We start from the raw sequence: 16,622 nt of genomic DNA, 5'->3' as shown, positions 1-16,622 counted from the left end.
CCCGCCGTGCTCCTCCCGTGTTCTTTCTCTCTCAAAGGGTCAGGCGCTGCTCGGCGCGCGCCATGCGGGAGACGATAGCCGCCATCTCCGCCCGGGTCAGGGTAGCGTCCGGGCGAAAGGTCAGACTGCTGTCCACGCCGGTGAGAATTCCCTTGGCGTAAAGGCTGTAAATCGCGGCCGCGTTGGGCGTGCGCAGGGTGACATCCGGCACCCGAAGCTTGATTTGATCCAGGCTGTTGATCAGGGGAATCTCCTTGGCCAGGGTTGTGGCAGCCAGAATTCCGGCCATCTCCCCCCGGGTAACGGCGCGGGTATAGTCGCTCTCCTGGAACTGCCCGGACTTGATAATACCGCTGGCCAGGCAGTAATCCACAGCCAGGCGATACCACTTACTGCCGCTGGGCGTGGTCTGAAGATGAAAATCGTCGTCCTTGTACCGGCTGTCCATGGTGGCCGCCAGCTTGAGCGCCTCCGCCACGGTGAGGGTCTGCTCCGGCCCATAGCGGTTGTTGCCCACACCGGAGGTAAGGCCCACGTTATAGGCGATATCCACCCACAGGTCAAACCAATCCCTGGGGCTCACATCCGTGAAGGCGGGCAGTCTGCCGCGGTTGAGCGGGAAGGCCGCCGATGGCACCCCCCGCTCCTTCAGCAGCGCGGGCAGCTGAAAGAGCGGCACCACCGTGCGCTTGTCCCCCTGCAGGAGGGAGAGCACTTGGCTGCCCGCCTGCTCCTCTACCTGGACGCTGTCATACTCCAGGGGATAGAGCAGGTTGGTTTTCCCTCCCACACCGTCCGGAAAGGACAGGATGCTCACCACTCCCCATTTGGCTCCCTTCTGGGCAATGTACAGCCCACAGTCCACAGGAAGCAGGGCATCGTAGACCGGCTGGATGAGATATTTCCCGTCCTGCCGTATCACACCCAGCTTTCCGTCCTTGTTCACCGCGGCGATCCCCAGATTGAAGGAGACGGCGGAGTCGTACTGGATCGGAATGACAATCTGCTTGGCCGCGTTGGCATAGCCCCATTTTCCGTCTTTCTCCGCCAGGGCCATGCCTTCGCTGTAGCCCCAAACCACAGTGCCGTCTGCCAGTGTTACCGCGTCCGCGCCGGCGCATAACAGGCATAAACACAGCATCAGGGCCGTCATCCGCCGGAGCAAATTTCTCTGTTTCATTCCGCTCCCCTCCTTATTTTCTATCTGCCGTATTGGAACAGGTCACATTTGATCATGCCGTTATAGAGCTTGCGGCGCTTGTCCGCCGTGCGGCCGAAGGTGCGCTCAAATTCCGTGTGGGAGGAGAGCACGCTCACCCGCCAGCCGGAGGGCAGCTCCCGCGCCGCCGCGCCGAAGGCGCGGTAAAGCGCCTCCGCTTCCCGTTTTTCCATCAGCCGCTCCCCATAGGGGGGATTGGTGACCACCCGTCCATAGGGAGCACTCCGGGAAAACTGGGCCGCGTCCGCCTTCTCAAAGCGCACCAGTCCCTCCACATCGGCCTTGACCGCGTTGCTTCGGGCAATGGTCACCGCCCTGGGGTCGATGTCTCCTCCCCAGATGTCATAGTCGCCATGGTATTCCCGGTCCATAGCCTCATCCGCGGCCTCCAGCCAGCACCTGCCGTCCAGCCAGCGCCACTTCTGGGCGGAGAAGGACCGGTTCAGGCCGGGCGCCCGGTTGGCAGCGATCAGGGCCGCCTCAATACAGATCGTCCCCGAGCCGCAAAACGGGTCGCAGAGGGGGTCCCGCCCCCGGTAACGGGAGAGAAGCACCATGGCGGCGGCCAGAGTCTCCCGCAGGGGGGCCTCCACCCCCACCGCCCGGTAGCCCCGCTTATGCAGCCCCGCGCCGGAGGTATCCAGCATCAGGGTAGCGGTATCCTTCATAATGGAAAACTGAATCTGGTACAGCGCGCCGTTTTCCGGCAGGGTCTCCAGGCCGTAATGGGTCCCCAGCCGGGCGGCCACCGCCTTTTTGACAATAGATTGGCAGGCCGGCACCGCGTGAAGCACGGAGTTCAGGGCGTGCCCCTTCACCGGAAAAGCCCCCTCTCTGGGAATAAAATTCTCCCACGGCAGCGCGCGCACACCCTCAAAGAGCGCGTCAAAGGTGTCGGCTCGGAAGCTGCCCAGCACCAGCAGTACCCGCTCGCCGGTGCGCAGGTTCAGGTTGACCCGGGCGATATCCGCCGGGGCGGCGCCGCAGAGTACCCGGCCATTCTCCGCCCTGACCCCGGGCAGCCCCAGCCGCCGCAGCTCGTCGGCGCAGATCCCCTCCAGCCCGAACAGAGTGGGGATCGCCAATTGCAGTTCTCCCATTCCAGCTCCTCTTTCTCGACTTGTTCTGAATAAGGTTAGTATACCTGATTTCTCCCGGCTTGGCAAACCCACAGCGCGTAAAATTTTTCCCCCTACTTTTCTTTTTCCCCCAGATGTGATACTATCAATTCAGAAAGGAGGGTGTGCACATGCCCATACCCAGCATTTTCTGGCTGGCCGCCATGGTGGTGTTTTTTGTGGCGGAGGCCATCACCGTGGGACTGACCTCTATTTGGTTCGGCGTGGGCGCGCTGGCCGCACTGATTATTTCCTTTTTTACAGGGAATATCTGGGTCCAGATTGCCGTGTTTCTCGCGGCTTCCGTGCTCTGCCTGCTGGCGGTTCGTCCCCTGGCCAAGCGCTACGTGACGCCGAAGCAGGTGCCCACCAATGCCGATCGTGTGGTTGGCATGGAGGGAATTGTCACCGAAGCGATTGACAACTTGAAAGCCCGCGGGCAGGTGTCCGTGGGCGGCTCCGTTTGGACGGCCCGCACGGAGGATGCCCGCACCATTCCCAAGGACAGCCTGGTGCGGGTGCTCCGTATTGAGGGTGTCAAGATCATTGTCGCCCCGACGGAAGAGCCCGCCGCGGCCCAGGAGAAAAAGGAGGAGTTATAATGCCGCCTGTCATTCCGATTCTTGTGATTATTCTGATTATTCTTGCCCTGCTGGTGCTGGCCACAAATATTAAGGTGGTCCAGCAGTCCAAGGCCTACGTGATTGAACGGCTGGGCGCCTTCCACGCGGTTTGGGGCGTGGGCATCCACTTCAAGGTTCCGTTTATTGAGCGGGTGGCCAAGGCGGTCTCCCTCAAGGAGCAGGTGGTGGATTTCGCCCCTCAGCCCGTCATCACCAAGGACAACGTCACCATGCAGATCGACACGGTGCTCTATTTCCAGATCACCGACCCCAAGCTTTACACCTACGGGGTGGAGCACCCTATGAGCGCCATTGAGAACCTCACCGCCACCACCCTGCGCAACATCATCGGCGATCTGGAGCTGGACCAGTCCCTCACCAGCCGGGACATCATCAACTCCAAGATGCGTGCTATTCTGGACGAGGCCACCGACCCCTGGGGCATCAAGGTCAACCGGGTGGAGCTGAAGAACATCATCCCGCCCCGTGAGATTCAGGACGCCATGGAGAAGCAGATGAAGGCCGAGCGGGAGCGCCGTGAGGCCATCCTCCAGGCCGAGGGCCAGAAGCAGAGCCAGATCCTGGTGGCCGAGGGTGAGAAGCAGTCCGTCATCCTCCGGGCCGACGCGGCCAAGCAGGCGGCCATTATGAAGGCCGAGGGCGAGGCGGAGGCCATTATGAAGGTCCAGCAGGCCACGGCGGAGGCACTGAAGCTTCTGAACGAGGCCAACCCCAACGAGCAGGTGGTCAAGATCAAGGCCCTGGAGGCCTTCCAGGCCGCGGCGGACGGCAAGGCCACCAAGATCATTATTCCCAGCGAGATTCAGGGGCTGGCCGGCCTGTGCGCCAGCGCCAAGGCCGTGTTTGACTCGGTGGAGCCCAACAAGTCCAAGCAGCCCCCCACCGCCAAATAACGGTTTCCTGCAGCTGAAAAACTCTTTGAAACAAAGAAAACCCTGACGTTTTTTTTGCAAACTGAAATCTCCTCCGGCTCTGCCGGAGGAGATTTTTCTTTTTCGCTTTGCGCGGCTCAGAGCTGCTCCTGTACCAGCAGATAGGCCTGGGCAGTGGCCATATGGATATCTGCCGCATCCGAAATCGGGCAGACCGGGACGCCGGCCTGCTCCAGCTCCTCCTGCAGCTGGGTCTCATAGGTAAACCCTGCCGCGGAGATCACCGTGTCCACATCCGAGAGGGTATGCGGCCGGCCCTCCTGCTCATAGATGATCTCCCGGCCGCTGACCGAGACCACCCGGGCGCCGGTGAGGATATTGCACCCCTTCTCCATCAGCCGGGCCATCAGCAGCGCCCGGGCGGAGGTGCGGTCCTCCCGGTCCAGCACGGTGTCCATCTCGATTAGGGTGACCCGGCGAGCATGGGCGCTCAGATCCCGGTGGGGATGCAGGAGGAAATCGGCCGTCTCACAGCCCACCGAGCCGCCGCCCACCACTACCGCGTTCCTGCCCACCCGGACCTTGCCCTCCAGGGTGTCCCGGGCCGTGACCAGCTGTTCCGCCCCGCGCAGGAAGCCGGGCAGCAGGTTTCGGCTGCCCGTGGCGGTGACGACCAGGCTATAGCCGCCCTGCGTCACCGTCTCCCGGGTCACCTCGCAGCCCAGCCGGATCCGCACACCCGCCGCCTCGGCTCGCCGTATCAGGTAGCGGGTGGCCTTGGCGATTTCCTGCTTGCAGGGTGGGAAGGCGGCCAGGTACATCTGCCCGCCCAGATGGTCGGCCCGCTCGGCCAGGGTCACACTGTGTCCGCGCTCCGCCGCGTAGATGGCCGCAGTCAGGCCCCCGGGTCCGCCGCCCACCACCAGGACGTTCTTTTTCTCAGCTCCTGGCCGCGGGGCGGCGGCCAGAGCCTCGCGCCCGGCCTCCGGATTGACGGTGCAGCAGAAGGGCTGGTCCGCATTGACCGAGGCCAGGCACCGCAGGCAGCCAATGCAGGGACGGATGGAATCCGGGTCCTGCCGGGCCTTGTTGGGGAACTCCGGGTCGCAGATCAGCGCGCGGCCCACATAGACTGCGTCGCACGCCTCCTGCTCCAGCAGCAGTTCGCCCACCCAAGGCTCGTTGATCCGGCCCACTACTCCCAGAGGGATGTGGATCGCCCGCCGGATTTGGGCCGCATACTCCATATTGAAGCCCTGGGCCCGGCCAAAGGGCGCGGTGGTGTTCCAGGGACTGTCGAAGCAACCGTCGGACAGATGGATCATCGAGGCCCCCGCCGCCTCAAACCGCCGGGCGATCTCCATGCCCTCGGTCAGGGACTGTCCGCCCGGCTCCTCGTCGCAGGCGGACATGCGCACGATGATGGGGAAATCCGGCCCCACCCGCTCCCGCACGGCGCGAATTGTCTCCACTGCAAAGCGGGCCCGGCCCGCCACGCCGCCCCCATACTCGTCGGTCCGCTTGTTGTGCAGCGGGGAAAGGAACAGGCCCAAAAGGCCGTGGCGGTGGCAGCTGTGAAGCTCAATTGCGTCAAAGCCGGCCTTCTTTGCCCGCCCGGCCGCCGCCGCAAAAAGGCCCACGTATGTCTTGATCTCCGGGACGGTCAGAGCCCGGGGCAGCTCCGCATAAGGCCGCGTCTCCACCGGGGAGGCCGCCACGGGCTGGCGGCCCTCGTTATAGCCGGACGGCGCGGCCACGGCCGGATGAAGCAGCTGCGCGCCGATCTTTGTGCCGTACCGGTGGACCAGCTGAGTCAGCTGCCGGAGGTTTTCAATGTGCCAATCCTCATACAGCCCCAGATTGCGGTAGGTCCCATAGCGGCTGAGCTTCTCAATCAGCACGCTGGCCACGGTGATATACCCCACGCCGCCCTTTGCCCGGGCCTCGTAGTAGCGCAGCTCGTCCTCGGTGAGCCGGCCCTGAGTGTCCGCCATATGGGTGGAGATCGGGGCCATAAAAATCCTGTTCTTGACGGTCATGCCGCCCACGTGCAGGGGGGCAAAAAGGCGCTTAAATTCTTCCATGACAATCCTCCCGTTTTATGCGACCTCTCCGCCCCATCACAGACCGGTCAGGAACGCGCCCATGGGGTTTGGCTCCTCGTCATCCTCGGGGGACTGGGGACGCAGATAGTCCACGCCGTAAATGGCGCGCCCGGTGAAGGACTCCCCACTTCTGAGGACAACCGGCTCCCGGGTCTCCTGGATTAGGCGGATTCCCCCGGATGCGCCGCAGGGCTCCAGCCTCAGGGAGGAGAGGGTGGTATAGGCGGACAGATACAGGCCCGCCCCCGGATCGGCCAGCTCCGCCATGGGCTTGATCTCCTCCGACGGGCTGACGAACACATCCGTCATGGAGGCGGCGTCCGTGAAAACCATACCGGCATACCGGCTCTCTTCCACCGGGCACAGCGTCCCGTCCGGCCGGGCCGTCTGCGGGCAGAAGGAGCGCACCTGAAGCGCGGCGCCATTGCGCCCACCCACCGCCAGCTGGGTTCCCAGGGTCATTGCGGTTTCATTCTGGGGCGTCACAAACAGATCCAGCACCAGCCGGTTCAGGTTGACCCACATAATGCGCGCCCCAACCTTGACCGCGCTGCCGCAGCCGCTCTCCTCGGCACTGCACTGGCTGACGAAGAACACATAGTTGTCCCCCGTGTCGGCCACGTCCCACACCTTGTGCGCCAGGGCCGCGCCCAGCGTGCCGCCGAAAATGGCGCCGGGATTGGAGGCCTCATAGTCCGCCAGCCCCTCCAGACCGCACACGACGTTCTCCAGCGCTCCTTTTGTATTGTGGACGTAGATCCCGCGGATGGTGCAGCCGTAGTTGGTCACTTCAATGTAGTCATTGGTGTTGTTGGGAATGCGGAAGAGCAGCGCTTGCTCGCCGCGCCTCGTGGCGCCGAAAACCTCTTTTTTTACCGTCTGACTCATAAATATTCACCCACCCTGTATTTTTATATCAACTGTACCCCAAATCGGCGGCACGTTCTGATACAGAAAGAGCATGCAAAACACGTGCCAACTTTTAATTGACGCTTTCCAATGAAAATCCTTCATTTGTTAAGTTGTTTTTGCATTGTAATGCACGATTTTAATGCATTTACAACTTATTTGTGCCATATACCGCCCCTATTGCGCGCCTGCCCCGGCCATATGCGGCGGTGGTTTGACGGAAATGACGCAAAACTGGCATCAATCTTGCTGTATTATCTGGGCAGAGAACCGTTCATCGGTCCAATTACCGTTCAATTTAGGAAGGAGAAAGATTTATGGCTAAGATTATGTACGGCAACTACAACGACCTGCCCTGGATGCCCAACCACAGAAAGGATGTGGACGGCAAGGTGATGTGCTACATGAAGTGCTTCGCCATGGAGGCCGCCAACATGCACATGTGCATCGGCAAGATGTTCAACGGCATGCCCATCGGCCCGCACACCCACCCCAATGAGCAGATTGCCACCGTGGTAAAGGGCGAGTGCGACTACTGGGTGGACGGCGTGCCCTACCGTCTGGCCCCCGGCTGCTGGGTCAACGTACCCCCCCACTATGTGCACTACGCCCATGTGTACCGCTCCCAGGGCCCCTGCTATCAGATGGACATCATGTCACCCCGCCGTTCCTCCAGCTGCGACGAGTACAAGGCCTGGCTGAAGGCCGAGTACGACATCGACTGGGATGCCGGCGGACGTGAGGTTCCCGATCTGGATGCTCCCCAGGACGCCAACGCCGAGGTGCGCGCTTAAGCCCTCCGCCAATTTCTCTCTACAGAAAGGACTGCCGCAGCTATGCAAATGCGCAATTTCGTCAAAGAAAAGATCGCCGCCAACGGCTATGTCCTGGGCGCCTTTGTGGCCTCCAGCTCCGCCACCAACTGCGAGATCCTGGCCATCAACGGCTTGGACTTCGTGCTGATTGACTGCGAACACGCCCAGACCGACGCGGAGACCCTGGTACATATGTGCCGCGCCAGCGAGATGTACGGCATGGCCCCTCTGATGCGGGTCTACAACCCGGATGACGGCCCCATGATGAGCCGCATGCTGGACGTGGGGCTGCACGGCGTGATGGCCCCCCTGATCAACACCCCCGCCCAGGCGCAGAATCTGGTGAACTTCACCAAATACGCTCCTCTGGGTAAGCGCGGCGCCAACGGCGGCCGCGGTCCACGCTGGGGCAACTACCCCGACTATGTGCACACCTGCAACGACAACGTGCTCACGATCGCCCAGTGCGAGTCCGTGCAGGGCGTGAAAAACATTGAGGAGATCGCCGCCATCCCCGGGATCGACTGCATCTTTATCGGCACCGGCGATCTGTCCCTGGACATGGGCATCCAGTTTAAGGCCGACTCCTCGGCCAGCCATTCCGTGGATTCCCCGGAAATGGTGGCCGCCATTGACAAGGTCCTTAAGGCCTGTCAGAAGAATCACGTCATCCCCGGCATTGTCACCGCCAGCGCCGAGGACGCCGCCCGCCGCGTGAAGCAGGGCTTCCAGTTTGTCACCTGCATGAACGACCTGGGCTTCTTCTCCAGCCGCTCCAAGCAGCACCTGAGCACCATTCGGGATCAGATCGCCCATGGCTGACCGGCCTGCTGTCTCACACACACGCAGCTGCCCCCTCCCGCCGGACGGCGGGAGGGGGCAGCTGCGTGTTCCGGGCTCTACCAGCCGGTAATGCCCAGCGCCTTAGCCTTGCGTACGATGGTGGACTGCGTGGTCCCCAGCGCCTCCGCGGCCTTATAGGTTGTCTTGTACGTGGAAAGCGCCTCGGAGATAAGCCGCCGCTCCAGGATGGCCACGGATTCCTTCAGGGTAACATTGCCCGGCAGGTTGACCGACTCCGAGGAATCGGTCCCCATCACAGCGCACACCTGGTCCACCGTGATGGCGTCCTTCTCCCCGATGACCACCAGCCGCTCCACCGCGTTCTCCAGTTCCCGCACATTGCCCGGCCACGGGTACTGCTCCAGGGAGAAGATGGCCTGTGTGGTAAAGAACTTGGATTTTTGGTACTTTTTGTTGAATTGGTTGAGAAAGGCGGAGGCCAGCAGCGGGATATCCTCCTTGCGCTGGCGCAAGGAGGGAATCTGAATGGGAAACACATTCAGGCGATAGTACAGATCCATGCGGAAGCTGCCGGTTTTGGTCATGGCCAGCAGGTCCCGGTTGGTGGCGGCGATCACCCGCACATCAATGGGGATCCGCTTGGTCCCGCCCACCCGGCGGAACTCCCGCTCCTGAAGCACACGCAGCAGCTTGGGCTGCAGGTGCAGGGGAAACTCGCCGATCTCGTCCAGCATAATGGTGCCGCAGTTGGCCATCTCAAACAGGCCCACCTTTGAGGAGATAGCTCCGGTAAACGCGCCCTTTTCATGTCCAAACAGCTCGGATTCCAGCAGATTTTCCGGAATTGCGGCACAGTTGACGGTAATAAAGGGCTTGTCCTTCCGTTGGCTCTCGCTGTAAATCTCCTTGGCCACAACCTCCTTGCCCACGCCGCTCTCACCGGAAATCAGCACGCTGGCGTCTGAGGAGGCCACCACCGTGATCAGCCGGCGCAGGGCCACTATTGCCTTGGAGTTGCCGATGAGATTGGAGTCGGCCTGACTGTTGCGCAGATACTGCAGCTCCCGCTGGAGCACGGTATTTTTCTGCATCTCCTGCTCAATGGCATCCCTCCACCGTCCCATTGCGGTCAGATCCTGCACCAGGGTAAAGACACAGACGATCTCATTTTTGTCGTTAAAGATCGGCGTCGCAGTTACCATCATCTGATTATAGGTCGGGGTCTGGGTCAGACAGGTAATCTGCCGCCTCTCCTCCACCGCCTGTACGGCAGCTGAAGTACTCTTGGGCTCGGTGAAGTGCTCATAGCTCAGGTTCTCCAGGTCCTCCGACTCCGCATCCTCTACCGAGAGATAGTAGTTCAGGTGCTCTCCCTCCAGCAGGTCGTGGATATGGCGGTCCACCGCCTCCTCCAAGGGTTTGTGGTACATGGTGCTCCAGGCTTTGTTCACAAAGCGGACTACGCCGTCCGGCGTGGTGATATGAATCGGCTGATTGACCAGGTCGGCCAGTACGTACATGTTGATAAAGCGCGGATCCTCCCACTGCTGCTGGGTATCACGCATTGCGCTCCCTCCTAAATCGTTTTCGCATTTTCAAGTCATTTTTGAATTTTTCCCAAAAAAGCCCGTTTATGTGCCCTTTTCTGGGCAAATTGGCCAAAGAAGAGTGAGGTATCGCCTCTAATTTTTGATGCATTTTCGAATTGGACCTATCATACTCCAATTTTTTCAAAAGTGCAACCCCTTGCTGCCGCAGGAAAAACTTCTTTTTTCCGCAGCAGACAAAATTGGCACGCGGCTTGCATGTATATTCATCAGAAATTTCTCCACGGAAGGGAGCAGGTCAAAGACAATGAAGAACCACAAGAAAATTTTTATTACCGCTGCGCTGACCGGTGCCGTGCACACCCCCAGCATGAGTCCCTATCTCCCCGTTACCACACAGCAGCTGATTGATGAGGCCGCCCGGGCCTATGAGGCAGGCGCCGCAGTGGTGCACCTGCACACCCGCAACCAGGCCACCGGCGAGCCGGACGCCAGCCTGGATTTGATGCGGGAGACGGTGGCGGGCATCCACCGGCGCTGCGACGTCATCTGCTGCGTCACCACAGGGGCCAGCCAGATGATGACGCTGGAGGAGCGCCTGGCTCCCATTCCGGCGCTGCAGCCGGAGCTGGCCTCCTGCAACGCAGGTTCCATGAACTTTGTTCTGGCGGATATCGCCAAAAAGATTCCCGACGGCTTTGGCTGGGAAAAGCCCTACCTGACCGGTACCCGGGGCAACATCTTTGCCAACACTTACAACGGCCTGGAGCAGTATGTGCGCACCATGAACGAAAACGGCACCCGTCCGGAATTCGAGGTCTATGACGTTGGCATGATCAACAACATCGCCTACTTCATCCGGGAGGGACTTGTCAAAACACCCCCCTACCTGCAGTTTGTGCTGGGCATCACCGGCGGCCTGCCCGCCACGGTGGCCAACGTGAATTTCCTGTACGAGACCGCCTGCAAGCAGCTGGGCGAGTTCCACTGGTCCGTGGCGGCGGCCGGCAAGCACCAGATGCCCATGGCGGCCACCGCCCTGGCTCTGGGCGGCAACGTGCGTGTGGGGCTGGAGGATAACCTGTACATTACGCCCGGCGTGCTGGCCCAGTCCAGTGGGGAGCAGGTGGCGGCCGTGCGCAACATGGCGCACATTATGGGCCTTGAGGTGGCCACCCCCGCCGAGGTGCGTAAGCTTCTGGAGCTGAAGGGCTCCGACCGCGTTAAGGTTTGAGAGGGGAGTGCGGGCACATGAGCATCTGCAAAGAATTGGATGAGGCGGTACAGAAATATCTGCGCACCGCCACCTTTCCCGTGGCAGTCAAAACTCTGGAAAATGCGGAGCAATTCCCGGAGCGCACCCGCCGCCCTCTGCGGGACATGGGGCACAGGCTCAACCTGTGCCAGGGCGTGGCGCTGGCCCGCCGCTTCGGCTGGACCATGGGCTTCTGTGAGGAGGACCACAGCTGCTCCAACTCCCTGATTCTGATGGGCATCCGGGAGGTGCCTGAATTTATCAAAAACGGCAGCATTGTCTCCCCCGCGTATACCGACACCCTGGAGCACGGCGCCATTACCCAGAGCATCACGCCCCGGTCGGGACGGCCGCTCTCCGCCATTCTGCTGGCTCCCCTCCACCGCGCCGATTTTGACCCTGACGTGGTTCTCTTCTACTGCAACCCCGGCCAGGCCGTGCGTCTGGTGCAGGCCGCCCTCTATCACTCCGGCGGCACCATCGAGTCCAAGTTCATGGGCCGCTGCGCCTGCGCCACTGAGATCGCCGTCACTCTGCAGACCGACCAGTGCCAGGTGGTGGTGCCCGGCGGCGGCGAAAAGGTCTTCGGCATGCTGGGCGACGACGAGATGGTCTTTACCGCGCCGGCCAGCAGGCTCCGCGACATCATCCGCGGCCTGGCCGATTCCCACAGAGCGGGCGCCGCCCGCATCCCATCCCCCTATTACGGCCTCCAGGCCGAGCCCAAATTCCCGCCCATCTATGCAGAGCTGGAGCGCTGCTTCGGCCTGCGGGAGGACTGAGGCGCATTCCGATTTCGGCGTCAACAGCGCGCGGACCACTCCACCGGCCCGCGCGGCTGTGAAGCATATGGACCCGTATACCAAACAACCAAACAAATTGCATCAAGGAGGAAATTGAAATGAGCGAAATTATGTCTGGAAACTGGAACCACATGCCCTACCGCCCCATCCGCGAGGGCATCAAACAGGTCACCCTGGCCATGGGCGCCGACGACGTGACCGTCACCATCGGTATTGTGGAGTCCGGCCATGAGAAGCGCCCTCACTCCCATCCCGAGGAACAGGTGGCCCTGGTGGTGGCCGGCGAGTGCGACTATTATGTGGACGGTGTGCCCTATCACCTGACCCCCGGCGGTTTCGTCGTGGTCCCCGGTGGCGTGGAGCACTATGTGGATGTGCACGACACCGACATTCCCTGCTTCCAGATGGATATTTTCGGCACGCCCCGCCCCGAATTCAAACAGAAGTACACCGAATTTTTGGAGAGCCTGAAGAAATAAGTTTTTTCTGCTGAAAATTTGAGAGAAAGGTTGTAGACTATGTTTGACGAGCGAGAGATTCTCAAAGGCATTATCGACCTGCATGTCCACGCCGGCCCCTCGGTGGCCAACCGCGCCGTGGACGCCGCCGATATGCTGAAGGAAGCCATTGTGGCCGGTTACCGCGGCTTCTTGGTCAAGGACCACTACTTCCCCTCCTGCATGGGGGTCAAGATGGTTCAGGAGCACTGTGACTCCCAGGGGGTCGAGATCTACAGCTCCATGGCGCTCAACAACTCCATGGGCCTGTTCAACGCCCTGGCGCTGGACGCGGCCATCAACATGGGCGCTAAGATCATCTACTTCCCCACCGTGTCCTCCAAGAACCACATCGACCACCACAAGGGCACCTTCGTCGGCTCTGGAAAGATGTCCGTGCCCGAGAGCCCGGTGGTCTATGTGGATGAAAACGGCGTGATGGACCCTGCGGCGGTGGAGTGCCTGAAGCTGATCGCGGAGAAGGACGTCATCCTGGGCACCGGCCACGGCACTGCGTGGGAAATCGACCATCTGGTGGAAAAGGCGGTGGAGCTGGGCGTCAAGCGCATCCTGGTCAACCATCCCCAGTTCCACATCGGCGCCACCTACGAGCAGATGACCAAGTGGGCCAAAATGGGCGCCTACATTGAGCTGAATGTGTGCGTGTTCACCTCCGGCTCCAAGCTGGGCTCCCTGGACGACCAGGTGATCGCCGATATGCTCAAGGCGGTCCCCCTGTCGAATATCATTCTCGACTCCGACATGGGCCAGAACGGCAACGGCTCCCCCGTGGAGGGTATGTACCGCTTCATCCGTCTGCTCATGGACAAGTTCGGCCTGAGCGAGGCCGACATCAACCTCATCGCAAAGGAGAACCCTGCCAAGCTGCTGGGTCTATAAGCCCGGCTGTCCGCGTCCCCCCACAAAACACGGACAAAGTATGTTAAAATGAGCACATGTAACAATACTAGGAGGTAACTATGAAAAAGAAAATGGCACTGCTCCTGGCCGGAGTCCTCTCCGTCTCTATGCTTCTCTCCGCCTGCGGAAACGGCGGCCAGCCTTCCGGCGGCAACACCAATTCACCTGCGCCCTCCACCAGTTCCCCCTCCGGGAGCGAGACGCAGCAGCCTGCAGGCGACCCGGTGAAGATTACCTTTGCCAGCTACGGAAACAGCTCCATGCCCCCCGCCATGGGGCACTATGACGCCATTGACTACATCAGCGAGACCTCCGGCGGCGCCATTGAGATCGACTTCATCCCTGACGGCGTGCTGGGCGGCGAGTCTGATGTCATGCAGCAGGTGATGGACGGCACGGTCCAGATGGTAGAGTGCTCCGCCTCCTCCCTGAACCTGTACACCACGCTTTCCGAGTGCTTCCAGCTCCCGTTCCTGATCACCGACTATGAGACCGAGCAGGCCGCCCTGAGCAGCGACGCCGCTCAGGCCATCTACGACAAAATTGCCGAGGACCTGGGTCTGAAGATCATCGGCTTTTCGGAGAACGGCCTGCGCCACTTTGCCAACAACACCCGTCCCATTACCTGTGTGGACGACCTGAAGGGCCTGAAGCTGCGCATCGCCCCCTCCAATATGCTCACCGACGCCATTGAGCGCCTGGGTGCCTCCCCCATGACCGTGGGCTATAACGACGTCTACTCCGCCCTGCAGAACAAGGTGGTGGACGGCGAGGAGATTAATCTGACCTCCATTTACGCCCTGAAGCACTATGAGCAGCTCAAGTACGTCTCAGAGATCGGCATGTACCCCTATCCTGCCTTTGTGGTGTTCAACCTGGACTTCTGGAACAGTCTGACCGACGACCAGCGCCAGATCATCACCGACGGCTTCACCAAGGGCTGTGAGAATGTATTCAGCACCTACCTGCCCGACTATGAGGAGGAAGCCCGCGCCGCCATTGTGGCCGACAACACCACCGCCATCAATGTCATCGAGGGCGACGCCAAGCAGGAGTTCGTGAATATCTGCACTCCCATCTGGGATGAGTATCGTGAGAAAGACCCCCTGATCGCCGACTTCATCGCCTATGTGGAGTCCCTGAGCTGATTTTTGAATCTGTTGTCACCCTGAATTCTGGCAGGCGGGTGGAATCCACCCGCCTGCCAGAGCAAGAGAGGAACGATTTATGAAAATAATTACACGCATTCTGGATGTGGTCTGCACGATTTTCAAGTGGATTACCGCAGCCATACTGGCTGCGATGCTGATCGCCTCCGTGGCGGAGATCGTGCGCCGCTATATTCTGGGCCACTCCTTTGTCTGGGCCGATGAATTTATCCGCTACTGCATCGTAGCCGTGGCGTTCCTGGGCGGCTCAGTCGCCTATCGGGAGGCAGGCGGTCTGGTATCCTTTGACATGGTACAAACCCATATGCATGGCAAGCTCCGCCTGGCGTTGGAGCTGCTCATCAACACTATTGTCCTGGTCTTTTCCTGCTACATCTTCTACAATTCGATTCTGAATCTGCAGATGCCCTCTATTTCCCGGCAGATCAGCATTGGTCTCGGCATCTCTATGGCAATTCCCTACCTGCCCATTACCATCGGCATCGGTATTCTGATCATCCTCGCCCTGGAAAAATACTATACCATCGCATGCAACTATCGCTCCGGCGCGTATAACAAGCACCCGGCCAAGCCGGAGGAAGGAGGTCCTGACGCATGACTTTAGTGGTCGCCGTATTTCTGATTACCCTGATTCTGGGCGTGCCCATCTGCGTGGTGCTGGGTCTGGCCGGCCTGACGCATGTGGCCTCCATGGGCGTGGATGCCTACTTCAACATCATTACCCAGAAAATTTTTGCAGGCGCCAGCGTGTCCAGCCTGACCTGTATTCCCTTCTTTATTATGGCCGGCGAGCTGATGAACGCCATGGGCGTGACCCAGAAGCTCATCGACTTCGTCCGCTCCCTGGTAGGGCACCTCCGCGGCGGTCTGGCCTATGTGGTGGTGCTGGTGGCCATGATCCTCTCCGCCATTTTGGGCTCCGCCAACGCGGTGGCCGCCATCCTATGCGCCGTGGTGGTGCCTGAGATGATCCGCGACGGCTATCGGGATGATTTCTCCTCCGCCCTGGTGTGCGCCTCCGGCGTGCTGGGCCCGGTCATTCCGCCCAGCGTCACCTTCGTGTACTTTAGTGTGCTCTCCGGTGTGTCCGTCACCGCCATGTTTGCCGGCGGCGCCATCCCCGGCATTCTGATCGGTCTGGGCTACATCTTGGTCATCCGGATCCAAACCAAGCGCCTCAACCTTCCCCGCAGCACCGAGCGCTTTGACCTGAAGGAATTTGGGAAGTCCTTTGTGAAAGCTATCCCCGCCCTGCTAGTACCCGTTATCCTGGTGGGCGGCATCACCGCCGGCATCTTTACGCCCCAGGAGTCCGGAGCGGTGGCCGTGGTGGCTGCTATCGTAGCCGGTATTATCTACCGCAAGTTCAAGCTTTCTATGCTCCCAAAGGTATTCATGCGCTCCGTTCCCGTGACTGCCGGCATCTTTATTATCATCGGCTTCGGCAACATCATGGGCTGGTCCATGGCCGTGGACAAGATTCCCGACAAGATCTCCAATGCGGTGCTGGGCTTTACCCAGAACGGCGCGGTCATTATTCTGCTGATGTTCGCCATTCTCATTGTGGTGGGCTGCGCCATGGAGGCCACCGCCGCCCAGCTGATCTTCACACCGGTGCTGATGCCTTTGGCGGCGGCCGCCGGCATGGATATGGTGCAGTTCGGCGTGTGGTTCTGCATCATGATCACCCTCGGCCTGGTCACCCCGCCCGTGGGCATGACGCTCTTCGTCACCTCCAACATCACCAAGGTGCCGCTCATCCGCATTTCCAAGCAGTTGCTGCCCTTTATCATCGTTGCCTTTGCGGTGACGCTGCTGATGGCCTATGTGCCGGGAATCATCATGTTCCTGCCCAACCTTATGGGCATCACCTGACCCATTCGGACTTTGGAGCCGGACTGATACCCCCAGCGTGGCGGCTGCTGCGGCAGGCAGCAGCCGCCA

The 16,622-nt window shown here is 60.6% G+C and carries 16 protein-coding genes; 11 read left to right on the top strand and 5 right to left on the bottom strand.

All coding sequences use genetic code 11. The annotated features are described in order from the left end of the window. Window positions 1-31 precede the first annotated feature (31 nt). On the bottom strand, window positions 32-1,180 hold the full coding sequence (locus tag H9Q75_RS08270; RefSeq protein ID WP_186566018.1) for a WG repeat-containing protein: 1,149 nt from the start codon (window positions 1,178-1,180) through the stop codon (window positions 32-34). 20 nt (window positions 1,181-1,200) lie between these two features. Further along, on the bottom strand, window positions 1,201-2,319 hold the full coding sequence (locus H9Q75_RS08265) for a THUMP domain-containing class I SAM-dependent RNA methyltransferase (protein ID WP_186566016.1): 1,119 nt from the start codon (window positions 2,317-2,319) through the stop codon (window positions 1,201-1,203). A 149-nt stretch (window positions 2,320-2,468) separates the two neighbouring features. Here H9Q75_RS08265 and H9Q75_RS08260 point away from each other — a divergent pair, with 149 nt between their 5' ends. Together H9Q75_RS08260 and H9Q75_RS08255 are read left to right on the top strand one after the other, a co-directional pair. Continuing rightward, a complete protein-coding gene (locus H9Q75_RS08260; protein WP_186566015.1) occupies window positions 2,469-2,939 on the top strand; it encodes an NfeD family protein in 471 nt (156 codons plus the stop codon). Continuing rightward, window positions 2,939-3,874, top strand: a complete 936-nt coding sequence (locus H9Q75_RS08255) for an SPFH domain-containing protein (RefSeq protein WP_186566013.1) — start codon at window positions 2,939-2,941, stop codon at window positions 3,872-3,874. Before H9Q75_RS08260 ends, H9Q75_RS08255 begins: the two co-directional genes overlap by 1 nt. Before the next feature lie 116 nt (window positions 3,875-3,990). On the opposite strand, the gene H9Q75_RS08250 is transcribed toward H9Q75_RS08255, so the two are convergent. Both H9Q75_RS08250 and H9Q75_RS08245 read right to left on the bottom strand, forming a co-directional pair. Beyond that, the gene (locus tag H9Q75_RS08250; RefSeq protein ID WP_186566011.1) at window positions 3,991-5,937 is read right to left on the bottom strand and encodes an oxidoreductase; all 1,947 of its coding nucleotides are present in this window, start codon (window positions 5,935-5,937) and stop codon (window positions 3,991-3,993) included. A gap of 36 nt (window positions 5,938-5,973) precedes the next feature. Beyond that, window positions 5,974-6,846, bottom strand: coding sequence for a hypothetical protein (locus H9Q75_RS08245; protein ID WP_186566009.1), 873 nt, complete (start codon window positions 6,844-6,846; stop codon window positions 5,974-5,976). Between the two features lie 338 nt (window positions 6,847-7,184). Here H9Q75_RS08245 and H9Q75_RS08240 point away from each other — a divergent pair, with 338 nt between their 5' ends. After that, window positions 7,185-7,661, top strand: coding sequence for a cupin domain-containing protein (locus H9Q75_RS08240; RefSeq protein WP_186566007.1), 477 nt, complete (start codon window positions 7,185-7,187; stop codon window positions 7,659-7,661). A gap of 42 nt (window positions 7,662-7,703) precedes the next feature. Further along, complete coding sequence (locus H9Q75_RS08235; protein ID WP_186566005.1) at window positions 7,704-8,504, top strand: HpcH/HpaI aldolase family protein; 801 nt, start codon at window positions 7,704-7,706, stop codon at window positions 8,502-8,504. A gap of 77 nt (window positions 8,505-8,581) precedes the next feature. Here H9Q75_RS08235 and H9Q75_RS08230 read toward each other — a convergent pair whose 3' ends face one another. Continuing rightward, complete coding sequence (locus H9Q75_RS08230; RefSeq protein ID WP_186566003.1) at window positions 8,582-10,051, bottom strand: sigma-54 interaction domain-containing protein; 1,470 nt, start codon at window positions 10,049-10,051, stop codon at window positions 8,582-8,584. A gap of 289 nt (window positions 10,052-10,340) precedes the next feature. Between H9Q75_RS08230 and H9Q75_RS08225 the strand changes: the two genes are divergently transcribed. The 7 genes from H9Q75_RS08225 (at window position 10,341) to H9Q75_RS08195 (ending at window position 16,553) form a co-directional block, all read left to right on the top strand. Continuing rightward, a complete protein-coding gene (locus H9Q75_RS08225; RefSeq protein WP_186566001.1) occupies window positions 10,341-11,267 on the top strand; it encodes a beta-keto acid cleavage family enzyme in 927 nt (308 codons plus the stop codon). Window positions 11,268-11,284: 17 nt separating this feature from the next. Beyond that, window positions 11,285-12,070, top strand: a complete 786-nt coding sequence (locus H9Q75_RS08220) for a DUF169 domain-containing protein (protein WP_186565999.1) — start codon at window positions 11,285-11,287, stop codon at window positions 12,068-12,070. A gap of 119 nt (window positions 12,071-12,189) precedes the next feature. Next, window positions 12,190-12,570: a cupin domain-containing protein gene (locus H9Q75_RS08215; protein ID WP_186565997.1), complete on the top strand. Its 381-nt coding sequence runs from the start codon at window positions 12,190-12,192 to the stop codon at window positions 12,568-12,570. Window positions 12,571-12,609: 39 nt separating this feature from the next. After that, complete coding sequence (locus H9Q75_RS08210; RefSeq protein ID WP_186565995.1) at window positions 12,610-13,488, top strand: DUF6282 family protein; 879 nt, start codon at window positions 12,610-12,612, stop codon at window positions 13,486-13,488. Between the two features lie 80 nt (window positions 13,489-13,568). After that, complete coding sequence (gene dctP, locus H9Q75_RS08205; protein ID WP_186565993.1) at window positions 13,569-14,657, top strand: TRAP transporter substrate-binding protein DctP; 1,089 nt, start codon at window positions 13,569-13,571, stop codon at window positions 14,655-14,657. Window positions 14,658-14,736: 79 nt separating this feature from the next. Then, a complete protein-coding gene (locus H9Q75_RS08200) occupies window positions 14,737-15,276 on the top strand; it encodes a TRAP transporter small permease (protein WP_186565991.1) in 540 nt (179 codons plus the stop codon). Further along, entirely contained in the window at window positions 15,273-16,553 is a 1,281-nt protein-coding gene (locus H9Q75_RS08195) for a TRAP transporter large permease (RefSeq protein WP_186565990.1), read from the top strand. The genes H9Q75_RS08200 and H9Q75_RS08195 overlap by 4 nt, the downstream gene beginning before the upstream one ends. Window positions 16,554-16,622: the final 69 nt, after the last annotated feature.

Source organism: Lawsonibacter celer, from assembly GCF_014281125.1.
Taxonomy (GTDB): domain Bacteria; phylum Bacillota; class Clostridia; order Oscillospirales; family Oscillospiraceae; genus Lawsonibacter_B; species Lawsonibacter_B celer.
The sequence above is the reverse complement of the archived record's forward strand: the minus strand, read 5'-3'. Positions and strand labels throughout refer to the sequence as shown.